At 50.9% G+C, this 9,373-nt stretch carries 12 protein-coding genes and 1 pseudogene; 5 read left to right on the forward strand and 8 right to left on the reverse strand.

The window, feature by feature from the left end:
• Window positions 1–140, forward strand: a 140-nt coding sequence (locus KMP13_RS20975; RefSeq protein ID WP_215266848.1) for an integrase core domain-containing protein, incomplete at its 5' end; no start/stop codon positions are given.
• Between the two features lie 64 nt (window positions 141–204).
• Here KMP13_RS20975 and KMP13_RS15235 read toward each other — a convergent pair.
• The 7 genes from KMP13_RS15235 to KMP13_RS15265 all read right to left on the reverse strand — a co-directional run bounded on the left by KMP13_RS15235 (window position 205) and on the right by KMP13_RS15265 (window position 6,920).
• Window positions 205–534 carry a type 1 glutamine amidotransferase gene (locus tag KMP13_RS15235; protein WP_215266837.1) on the reverse strand — a complete coding sequence of 110 codons (330 nt, stop codon included), beginning with the start codon at window positions 532–534 and terminating at the stop codon, window positions 205–207.
• Window positions 535–799: 265 nt separating this feature from the next.
• Window positions 800–1,573, reverse strand: coding sequence for a short-chain dehydrogenase/reductase (locus KMP13_RS15240; RefSeq protein WP_215266838.1), 774 nt, complete (start codon window positions 1,571–1,573; stop codon window positions 800–802).
• Window positions 1,574–1,586: 13 nt separating this feature from the next.
• Complete coding sequence (locus tag KMP13_RS15245) at window positions 1,587–2,720, reverse strand: DSD1 family PLP-dependent enzyme (RefSeq protein WP_215266839.1); 1,134 nt, start codon at window positions 2,718–2,720, stop codon at window positions 1,587–1,589.
• A 5-nt stretch (window positions 2,721–2,725) separates the two neighbouring features.
• The gene (locus KMP13_RS15250; protein WP_215266840.1) at window positions 2,726–4,042 is read right to left on the reverse strand and encodes a TRAP transporter large permease; all 1,317 of its coding nucleotides are present in this window, start codon (window positions 4,040–4,042) and stop codon (window positions 2,726–2,728) included.
• Window positions 4,042–4,551 carry a TRAP transporter small permease subunit gene (locus KMP13_RS15255; protein ID WP_251363888.1) on the reverse strand — a complete coding sequence of 170 codons (510 nt, stop codon included), beginning with the start codon at window positions 4,549–4,551 and terminating at the stop codon, window positions 4,042–4,044. The genes KMP13_RS15250 and KMP13_RS15255 overlap by 1 nt, the downstream gene beginning before the upstream one ends.
• A 14-nt stretch (window positions 4,552–4,565) precedes the next feature.
• A complete protein-coding gene (locus KMP13_RS15260) occupies window positions 4,566–5,651 on the reverse strand; it encodes a TRAP transporter substrate-binding protein (RefSeq protein ID WP_215266842.1) in 1,086 nt (361 codons plus the stop codon).
• A gap of 48 nt (window positions 5,652–5,699) precedes the next feature.
• Window positions 5,700–6,920, reverse strand: a complete 1,221-nt coding sequence (locus tag KMP13_RS15265; RefSeq protein ID WP_353055719.1) for an amidase — start codon at window positions 6,918–6,920, stop codon at window positions 5,700–5,702.
• A gap of 182 nt (window positions 6,921–7,102) precedes the next feature.
• Here KMP13_RS15265 and KMP13_RS15270 point away from each other — a divergent pair, with 182 nt between their 5' ends.
• From KMP13_RS15270 to KMP13_RS15285, 4 genes are read left to right on the forward strand one after another with little or no spacing between them, the layout of a single operon-like run.
• On the forward strand, window positions 7,103–7,393 hold the full coding sequence (locus KMP13_RS15270; RefSeq protein WP_215266844.1) for an SH3-like domain-containing protein: 291 nt from the start codon (window positions 7,103–7,105) through the stop codon (window positions 7,391–7,393).
• Between the two features lie 7 nt (window positions 7,394–7,400).
• Entirely contained in the window at window positions 7,401–7,724 is a 324-nt protein-coding gene (locus KMP13_RS15275) for an SH3-like domain-containing protein (RefSeq protein ID WP_215266845.1), read from the forward strand.
• 4 nt (window positions 7,725–7,728) lie between these two features.
• Window positions 7,729–8,343, forward strand: a complete 615-nt coding sequence (locus tag KMP13_RS15280) for a nitrile hydratase subunit alpha (protein WP_215266846.1) — start codon at window positions 7,729–7,731, stop codon at window positions 8,341–8,343.
• A 5-nt stretch (window positions 8,344–8,348) separates the two neighbouring features.
• The gene (locus tag KMP13_RS15285) at window positions 8,349–9,011 is read left to right on the forward strand and encodes a GntR family transcriptional regulator (protein ID WP_215266847.1); all 663 of its coding nucleotides are present in this window, start codon (window positions 8,349–8,351) and stop codon (window positions 9,009–9,011) included.
• A gap of 199 nt (window positions 9,012–9,210) precedes the next feature.
• On the opposite strand, the pseudogene KMP13_RS15290 reads toward KMP13_RS15285, so the two are convergent.
• Window positions 9,211–9,373: pseudogene (locus tag KMP13_RS15290) on the reverse strand (IS3 family transposase); the annotation flags it as partial.

Raw genomic sequence — 9,373 nt, forward strand, 5'->3', positions numbered from 1 at the left:
AGGCGGGTGTCAGAAAGTGGATGGACTTCTACAACAACAAACGCCCCCATTCTGCCCTTGGCGGCAAACCACCCGCTGTGATCTATTGGCAGCGAAACGAAACAACCAACCCCGATCAGCAGGTGCAAAGAGTAGCTTAAATCACGCCAGATCCTGTCCAAGGATTGGGGAGTAGCTCAGTATGCACGGGTTTCAAACATATCTTCAAAGATATGCGCTATCGAATTCTGGATGGGCCTGCATGCTCAATGCACGGTCACCGTAGCCAAGGATCGCATTTTCGCAAAAGTTGGAACTGCCCAATAGTCGTGCCTCGGGTGACCGTTCAACAACTTGATCCTGATGCCGGGCGATGATGCCTTGATTGCCAAAGACTTGGCTTTCATAAACATTCGGGCCCGCAGACCACCCGCCATTGTATTTTTCAACTTTTCCACCGAGCGCTTTCGCCATGATCTGGTGCCCAAAACAGACACCAAAAATTGGGATTTCTGCAACGTATACTTTTTGAATAAAAGCCTCGAGCTTCAACATCCATTCCAGCTCTTCATATGCCCCATGGCTAGAGCCCGTAATGATCCAACCGTCCGTTGATCCCGGTGCTGCAGGAAGATCGCCGTCTATGGCAAGTTAGGTATCAAAAGTGAATTCAAGCCCATTCAGGTAGCGCATGAACAAGTCTGCGTGGTCCCCATGTTTTGCTATGAGCTCTGAAACAAGGTGGCCCGTCTGCAATATCCCGATTCTCATTCGATGTTTCTTCGTATTCATCATTGACTGCCCAACGCCAAGCTATGTTTTACAGCTTCCAGCTCAGCCCACCATCGATCTCCAGAACAGAGCCCGAAGTGTACCCAGACAAATCAGATGCAAGGAAGGCGACGGAAGCAGCAATTTCTTCTTTTTTGGCGGCGCGCCCAAAGGGAAGCTGCGCTACCAGTTCCGGCCAGCGGTCTGCATCTCCTAGCTCAGTTTCCGCTTTCTTTCTTTGCAGAAACTCTAGACGGTCCGTGTCTACAGGTCCGGGATTAATACCCACAACACGCACGCCATCTTGGGGGCTCTTAGACCCCAGAGCACGGGTCATCGCGATCAGCGAAGCGTTCCCCATACTTCCAGCAAGATAGTTTGCATCAACGCGCTGGCCTGCCCAGCCGATAATATTGACAATGACACCTTTTTGCTGCGCGGCCATCGTTGCATAAAAATTACGGGTCATTTCGATGATGCCGTAAACTTTTAAATCCCATGATTTACGCCAAGCCTCGGCGCTCACCTGTTCCAGTGCACCGCCGGGAATGGCTCCCGCGTTATTTACCAGAATGTCGATGTTTGGGAACTGCGCGACAAGCTGTGCTGGCGTACCCGGGTCGGCCACATCAACGGCGACTGTCTGAACCGTTTGGCCCTTCGCTGGATTGATCTGCGCAGCCGCTTGCGCAAGCCCGGCTTCATCGCGTGCGACGAGAACCAAGTTGCATCCTTCTTCTGAAAGGAGTTTTGCGCTGGCCAACCCGATCCCTTTTGATCCACCGGTGATCAGCGCAGTCTTACCTTCTAGGTGTAATTTCATGGTTCTCGATTTCCTACCAAAGTTTACCGCGCGCCGTCACGGGCCAGACAGTCTCGACGATGCCGTTACGCACGCCAACTAAATAGTCGTGCAAATTGCATGTCGGATCGCAGTGGCCAGGGATTAAGCGGATCTTATCTTTAAGTTTCAGCTGGTTTTTGGGATCGTTAATTATCCCATGTTCGTCGTTGCATCCAACATAGGCCGCGCCGTCGACATCGACGAGGATGGGCAGGCCGGAATCCACGGCGTGGCTTTTGTGACCACCATCGCAAACCACTTTGCCGGGGCGGGCAGCAGACATGACAGTACACTGCAGGAACATTGCATTTTCAAACGGAACTTCCTGACCACCTTCGAGGTTGCGCACTGTCATGTACGATGCATCCATCAGGCAGTATGTTCCGGCCTGCAGTTCAGTAAACACGCCAGATGCGGCTTCTTTTTGAAACGTACCGGTGCCCGCGCCACTTACGATGGGGCAGGCTAGCCCAGCTTCATTTAGCGCAACCAAGGTCTGTTCAACCTTTTGCACAACGGTGTCAAACAGCGCTTGCCGTTCTGTTGCCTCAATGCAGTGCTGGGCTGATCCGTTATAGGCCTGAAGCCCGTCAAATCGCAGGCCTGGTGCATCTGCTATTTGCTGTGCAAGCACCGCGGCATCTTTACCGGGGTTTACGCCACAGCGCCCTGCGCCCACATCAATTTCCACAAGGCAGCCAATTTCGGCCTCGCCTGTAATCGCCGCCTGAGACAGGTCATGCACATTCTGTGCATCGTCGACACACACGCGGATCAAAGCGCGTTTTCCCAGATCGATCAGTCGCGCGATTTTGGCTGGGTGTACGATTTGGTTGGACACCAAAATATCGGTGATACCTGAATCGACCAATACGGTGGCTTCCGAAACCTTTTGGCAGCAAAACCCATGCGCACCACCGACTTCCATTTGTCGATGAGCGATGTCTGCGGATTTATGTGCTTTGGCGTGGGCCCGAAGACCCACACCTTGCTTCTCTACAACGTTCCGCATCTTGCTTAGATTGCGCTCGAAAGCATCGAGATCAATAATCAAAGCGGGCGTTTCGACATCACCCACAGACATTCCGATTTTGGCCGGAACAGAAAGTCCAAGTTCTAAGCTCATTTAATTTACCATCCTATCAAGCGCGGTAACCAAAGCACCAAATCGCTGTAGACGAAAACCAGTGCCACAACAAAAAGCTGAATACCAATGAACGGCAGGACACCGATGTAGATATCTTTCATCCTAATTTCTGGCGGGGCGACCCCTTGAAGGAAGAAAAGCGACCATCCAAACGGAGGCGTCAGGAAAGATGTCTGCAAGATGACCGCAATCAGCATCGCCAACCAAACCATATCAACGCCCGCTGCGTGAAAGAACGGTAGCATAATGGGTAGCGCGATATAGCTGATTTCAATCCACTCCATAAAGAAGCCCAGCACGAAGATGATAAGGAGCAAGAACAGGATTGCGCCATTCACTTCACCCGGCACATTTACAAACAGCCCTTTTACGAAATGCTCGCCACCAAGTCCGCGGAAAGCGATAGAGAAGACTTGAGATGTGAGCAGAATGAAAAAGATCATGCTTGAAATGATCAGTGTTGTTCTGGTGGTATCTTTGATCAGCTTTAGATTCAGGCGACCATATAGTGCCGCGATCGCGATTGCACCGCTTGCCCCGATTGAGGCAGCTTCTGTGGGGGCCGCGATCCCGCCAATAATAGAGCCCAGCACAAAGACAACCAGTGCCATCGGCGGAAGAACAACAAATACCATCTTTTTAAGCAGTTGTTTTGTGTCCACCTGTGCACGCTCTTCAGCGTCAATCGCGGGCACCATCTTTGGCTGAAAGACTGCAAGCAGCAAAAGGTATGCGACAAACAGCACAGCCAAAAGAAGCCCCGGTATAAAGGCTGCTGCAAAAAGAGTACCCACTGACAGCCCTACGATGTCTGCCATTAGAATAAGCACGAGACTTGGCGGGATAATTTGGCCCAAAGTACCGGACGCACATATCAAACCACAGGACAGGCTTTTTGAATATCCACGCGCAAGCAAGATAGGCAGCGTCAAAAGGGTTAGCGTGACGATGGTTGCGCCAACGATACCGGTGGCTGCTCCAAGCAGAACGCCGCATAGAACAATCGCGATCCCTAGGCCACCGCGCAGGCCGCCCATCGCATAGCCAATGACGGTTAGCAGATCTTCGGCAATCCTAGATCGTTCTAGCGCCACCCCCATGAAAACGAATAACGGTATAGCGATGAATTCATACTTTGAAATCACACCATAGATTCTGTGTGGGACCAGCGCGAACAGCTTGCCCTCAAACCCTGTAAAACCAAAAACAAACCCCGCTGTCGCAATCGCAATTGCAACGGGAAATCCTAAAATGAGCAGCACAAAAAATGCACCCAGCATCATCATGATTTGTACTTCCATCAATCCGCTCCCGCTTTACCAGATATCAGTATTTGAGACTGCCGGATGACTTCAGCGATTGCCTGCAGCAAGAGGCTGGCAAATCCAATGAGGATGGTCGCTTTCAACGCATAACGCATTGGCAAACCACCAGGGTCTGCAGATCCTTCAAGACTGCGCCAGGATTGTTGAACATAAGGAATGGTATAATGGCAGATAAGGATCGCAATCGCGATCAGTGCCAGGGCTGCCGCCAAATCAATTATAGCTCTAAAACGTGGTCCAGCGGGTTTGTAAAGCATATCAACGCGTACGTGTTCGCCTTGTTGGTAGGTATAGGCCACACCTAATGTCGCGACACCTGCAAGGAAGTGCCATTCAAGCTCTTGTGTCCAAACCGTTCCAATTCCAAAGAAATATCGGATGAGCACATTTGCTGTGACCGTCACGATGATACCGAAAACGCAAACCATTGCGACCTTTCCAAGAAAGGCCACAACAGTTTCGCATATTTCGGCCAGCTTAAGCATGACCTTCAACGTATTTATCCTCGAATACGGCGGTGCCACTGCCCCTCACTGACGTTCGTCCAAGAGTCGTGCTTGGCCTTGAAGTCGAAATAGTGGTCACGTACGCGTGCAAACAATGGATCACCCGCGCCCAATTCTTCAAGAACGCCCGGTGTTGCGTCTTTAAGACCGGTCAGGATTTCTTCTGATAGAGTGCGCAACTGGGTGCCGTGGTTATCAACAAGATCTTTCAGTGCTTCGCCGTTCACCGCTTCGGACCAAGCTTGCGACCGAACATTGGTCGACGCACAAGCATTGCGCACGATATGCTGCAAGTCTTCTGGCAGAGATTCCCAAGCAGTTTTGTTGACCGCAAATTCAACGACGTTATTTGGCTCTGACCAACCTGTGGTGTAATAGTAGCTAGCAGCATTGTGCAGGCCTAGAATTTTGTCCTGAGCCGGGCCAACCCATTCCGCTGCCTGAATTACACCGCGTTCCAATGCTGGGAAAATTTCGGCAGGTGGTAGCAGTTTTACATCAACGCCAACAGCGGCGTAGATACGGCTGGAAAGACCTGGAATACGCATTTGCAGACCTTGAAGATCTTCAAGAGTATTCACTTCTTCTTTGAACCAACCGGTCATTTGAACACCGGTATTGCCACAAGGGAATGGAACCATGCCAACGTCGGCATATAGTTCTTGCCACAATTCCAAGCCGCCGCCTTCATACATCCAAGCGTTTTGACCCTGATAGTTCATACCAAACGGCACGCCACCAAAGAATTGTGCCCAAGGGCGTTTGCCAGCGCCGAAATAGGAAACCCAGCCGTTACATTCGACGATACCAGCTTGGGCCGCATCAAAACCTTCGAACGGAGGCACCAGCTCTCCACCGTGGAAAACCTCGATGTTCAAACGACCGCCCGACATTGCTCGAATGCGGTCTGTTAGGTCGGTCAAGCTACCCGGCCCAACCGAATACATCGGCAGACTTGGCGGATATGCCGTTGTCATTTTCCAGTTAAAGGTTTCTTGCGCACGCGCCACTGTCGGAGCAGCCAAAGCGGCCCCACCTAAAGCAGCTGCGCCACCGGTTAAAATCTGTCTTCTATCCATTTTTAGTCCTCTCTGTCGTACGTGGAGTAGTGTTTTTGTTGTTATTATCTATTTGGCTGCGCCACCGATTTTGGCGACGCAGGTTTGGTATTGTTCGGCAAGATCAAGAAGTTTTTGGTCTTGTCCAAAGCCCGCGACCAGCTGAACAGCGCCCTTTAAGTTGTCGTTCAAGGGCGATGCGGGCAGCGTGATGCAGGGCGTATAAAGTAGGGACCACGCCCGGTTCACATAGGGATCACCAGTGCTTGCAAGCCCGCGCGGAGGAAGAGTTTTCGCAGAAGGGGAGGCGATGGCATCCAGATTGGCGAACAGTGTTTCAATCCATGCCCGTCCAGCCTGCCCAACCTCAATCGCCGCAGCATATTTTTCGGCTGTGATTTCGGCGGCGTCTTTACAATAGGCGTTTAGTTGGTCCGAGATCAGATCACTGTGATTTGTCAGTTCATGTGCCAAGGCGTGAATGACTTCGTATCCCATCACATCACATTGCGCGTCGATCAAATCGAAAAGTTTCTGACCGTTGCCAAGGTCGACAACAATGTCGCCGGATTGCTGAACTTTTGCTTTGAATTGAAGGAGCGTGTCTTGGGTAAAGCTGTCTGCATCTTCCCAGGTATCGTCACTAAAAAACCCAATGCGTTTTGGGCCATTCTTGGTGTCGGCACCCTGGCGCAGGTCTGCAACAGCAGCAGACAACGTCCGCACGGCTTCTACACTGCGTCCGAACACGCCGACTCTGTCCAGCGAGGGTGAGACAACTTTTAGGCCATCACGGCTAATGGCCCCCATGGTCGGCAAAAAACCTACGATACCGCAATATGCGGCGGGGCGGATCACAGAACCGGCGGTCTGTGTCCCGATCCCGTGCGACACCATTCCGGCGCCAACTGAAGCGGCTGAACCGCTAGATGACCCACCGGGTGTGTAGGCCATATTTTGCGGGTTGGCCGTTGGCCCGGGCTTGAAGGTTGCAAATTCGGTGGTGACAGTTTTTCCCATGACTTTAACGCCGGCGTCTTGGGCCCGGCGGACAACTTCTGCGGTCTTGGTGGCGATGGTGTTTACATAGATTGGAGAGCCGCATGAAGTGGGCATCCCTTGCACGTCAAACAAGTCTTTCACAGCAAGTGTCGCGTCTGAAATGGGGGCTGAGGGCCGAATTTCTGATAACGGCGCTGACGTATCCACATCCGCCGAAACGTGCACGAAGGCTTTCAGTTGCGTTTCTACTTCTACGAAAGACTTTGATTTTGGCCGAGTATTCATCATTCCCCCAAGAACCCATTTCAACGATATTGCTACCGTGGTGTATTTATGATATTATATAGTATATTATATTCAAGCCTTTTGTAGGAAGTCAAACTGACCGAATATGCAAGTGAGTCCCGAACGCTAAAAAGCTGTGCAGAACATGCGCAGTTGCAGAAAAATTACTCAATAGGAGAACGGATATGGAGCGTACGCATGATCTCGGCGGGTTGCCCGCCGGTAAAATCGATCAAACAGAGCATGAGCTGACCTTTTTCGATAAACGGGTCGACGCATTGTATGTGCTTTTGACTAGCCCCAAAAAAGCGGCCTTCACAATGGATGAGGTCCGCCGCACGGTCGAAAGCTTTTCTCAGGCTGACTATTTTGGGCTAAGTTACTATGAGCGCTGGCTCAAGGCGATGTCGCTACTCCTGATCGAAAAGGGGCAAATCGAAGCGAGCGCACTGGACATCCCAAAGGCAAGCAGCTGAGTTGGCCATGATTTCTTCTATTACCAGACACGCTTCAAATGCGAAATTCGCTGATGGACATTCCGTCCAAGTCATCAAAGATGAATCCCTAGGGCATTGCCGTACACCCCTTTATGTACGTGGTGCTGTGGGAAAGGTCGTTTCTTACATTGGTAGTTACAAAAACCCAGAGGACCTTGCCTATGGCGGCAGCGGTTTACCTGAATCCCCGCTGTACTGGGTTGAGTTTAATTTAGCTGAACTCTGGGTCAACTACTCCGGAGACCCTACTGATACATTACAAGTCGAAGTTTACGAGCATTGGCTCCGTAAGTTAGCGCAGGAAAGCTAGATATATGCCACATGATCATCCGCACCCGACATCCCGAGACCACAGTGAACCTCGGCCTGCGTTCGACAAACTTCTTTCACAGGTTTTGGCCAAGTTAGATCACAGTGGTCTGCTCACATCCGCTGAAGTGACTGCTCAGATTGAAGACATGGAAGGCCGCACACCGACTGAAGGGGCACGCCTTGTTGCACGATGCTGGGCCGATCCAGAATTTCTGGACCTTGCGCGCAAAGATTTGCCTGCCGCCGCGGCGAAACTTGGTGTTTCGATGCCAGCTCACCCCGTGTTCTTGTTGCTGGAAAACACTGAAGAATTACACCACGTCGTGGTCTGTACCCTTTGCTCCTGTTATCCTCGCCCAATTCTGGGCCCACCACCTGTTTGGTACAAGTCACGCAACTACCGCTCGCGCGTTGTTGTGGAACCTCGCGAAGTGCTCGCAGAATTCGGAACAGTCATTCGCGAAAAGGCAAACCTACGTGTAGTAGACAGCACTGCGGATTGTCGGTATCTAGTTCTTCCGTTGCGTCCGCGGGGCACTGAAAATCTGACAGAAAAAGAACTGGCAGATTTGGTGACCCGTGACAGCATGATTGGCGTAACAAATGTGAGCATGTAACAGCAATGGCCAATGAAACGATCCCGCGCAAACCCGATTCTAAAAAATCCACGACTGATTGGATTTGCCAAGTTTTGCGGGAGCGCGTGTTGTCGGGCGAGTATACCGCTGGGCTGCAACTGCGTCAGAACGACATTGCAAGCCAATTTGGAGTAAGCCACATTCCTGTACGCGAAGCCCTTCAAACTCTGAAGTTTGAGGGGCTTGTCGATCAAATCGCTAACAGGGGTGCTTTCGTCGCACACATCAGCGTTGAAGAATTTCAAAATATCTGGAGCCTTCGCCGCAAACTTGAACCCATGGCGATCGAACAGGCAATCAAACAGATTTCGGAAATTGAACTTCAGCAGGCAGAGAACATCATTAAAGCGTCTGCTGAGGAAACAGACATTTTGGCATTAGTTCGGCTTAACTGGGAGTTTCACCTTTGCCTCTATAAACCATGCGGCAATCCACTGCTCATTGAATTTGTCGAAAGCCTTTATCGAAAAGCAGATCGCTACTCGTGTGTCCTCTGGACCAAAAACGAATATGACGCTCAGGCCGAGAAAGAACACTTTGAAATTTTGGAGTGCTTCAAGTCTCGTAATGTTGTGCAAGCCATTGAACAATCACTAAGGCATATCGATGAGGTCGAGCGCCTAGTTCAACGTTCCTTTGTCAGCTAACGAAACTGGCATGGACAGCATTTTTCCATAATTTGCTGCAACGTTATATATTTTTATCGTATGTGCCCTGGCTCAAGTGAGACCAGATTAGACTACGCAATATCTGTTTTCTGCTTCACCCGAACTGTCCGTCGTCAGGGTTTTTGGAACCAATGGCAGCTTAAACTAAGAGAGTATCTGGCTCATCTGGTTGGTTGCATTATGCGGCACGCTGGCGGTGATGCAAGCGTCGCGCTTCGAACGTCTTACGTTTGATCCTTTCCCTTTGTTTTAGAATGGCTTTGTCACGCCCGAAGTAGACGTCGGCAGGTGTGACGTTGTTGATGCTCTCGTGATACCGCTGATGATTGTAGTGATCGATG

Origin of the sequence: Epibacterium ulvae, from assembly GCF_018678075.1 — a bacterium.
In the GTDB taxonomy this organism is placed as follows: Bacteria; Pseudomonadota; Alphaproteobacteria; order Rhodobacterales; family Rhodobacteraceae; genus Epibacterium; species Epibacterium ulvae_A.

Excerpts from the sequence above, each read along its gene's own strand:
- KMP13_RS15285 (WP_215266847.1), top strand. The coding sequence starts at position 8,349 with ATGGCCAATGAAACGATCCCGCGCAAACCCGATTCTAAAAAATCCACG.
- KMP13_RS15235 (WP_215266837.1), bottom strand. The coding sequence starts at position 534 with ATGTTGAAGCTCGAGGCTTTTATTCAAAAAGTATACGTTGCAGAAATC.
- KMP13_RS15275 (WP_215266845.1), top strand. The coding sequence starts at position 7,401 with ATGATTTCTTCTATTACCAGACACGCTTCAAATGCGAAATTCGCTGAT.
- KMP13_RS15260 (WP_215266842.1), bottom strand. The coding sequence starts at position 5,651 with ATGGATAGAAGACAGATTTTAACCGGTGGCGCAGCTGCTTTAGGTGGG.
- KMP13_RS15265 (WP_353055719.1), bottom strand. The coding sequence starts at position 6,920 with ATGATGAATACTCGGCCAAAATCAAAGTCTTTCGTAGAAGTAGAAACG.
- KMP13_RS15280 (WP_215266846.1), top strand. The coding sequence starts at position 7,729 with ATGCCACATGATCATCCGCACCCGACATCCCGAGACCACAGTGAACCT.
- KMP13_RS15240 (WP_215266838.1), bottom strand. The coding sequence starts at position 1,573 with ATGAAATTACACCTAGAAGGTAAGACTGCGCTGATCACCGGTGGATCA.
- KMP13_RS15250 (WP_215266840.1), bottom strand. The coding sequence starts at position 4,042 with ATGGAAGTACAAATCATGATGATGCTGGGTGCATTTTTTGTGCTGCTC.
- KMP13_RS15270 (WP_215266844.1), top strand. The coding sequence starts at position 7,103 with ATGGAGCGTACGCATGATCTCGGCGGGTTGCCCGCCGGTAAAATCGAT.
- KMP13_RS15255 (WP_251363888.1), bottom strand. The coding sequence starts at position 4,551 with ATGCTTAAGCTGGCCGAAATATGCGAAACTGTTGTGGCCTTTCTTGGA.
- KMP13_RS15245 (WP_215266839.1), bottom strand. The coding sequence starts at position 2,720 with ATGAGCTTAGAACTTGGACTTTCTGTTCCGGCCAAAATCGGAATGTCT.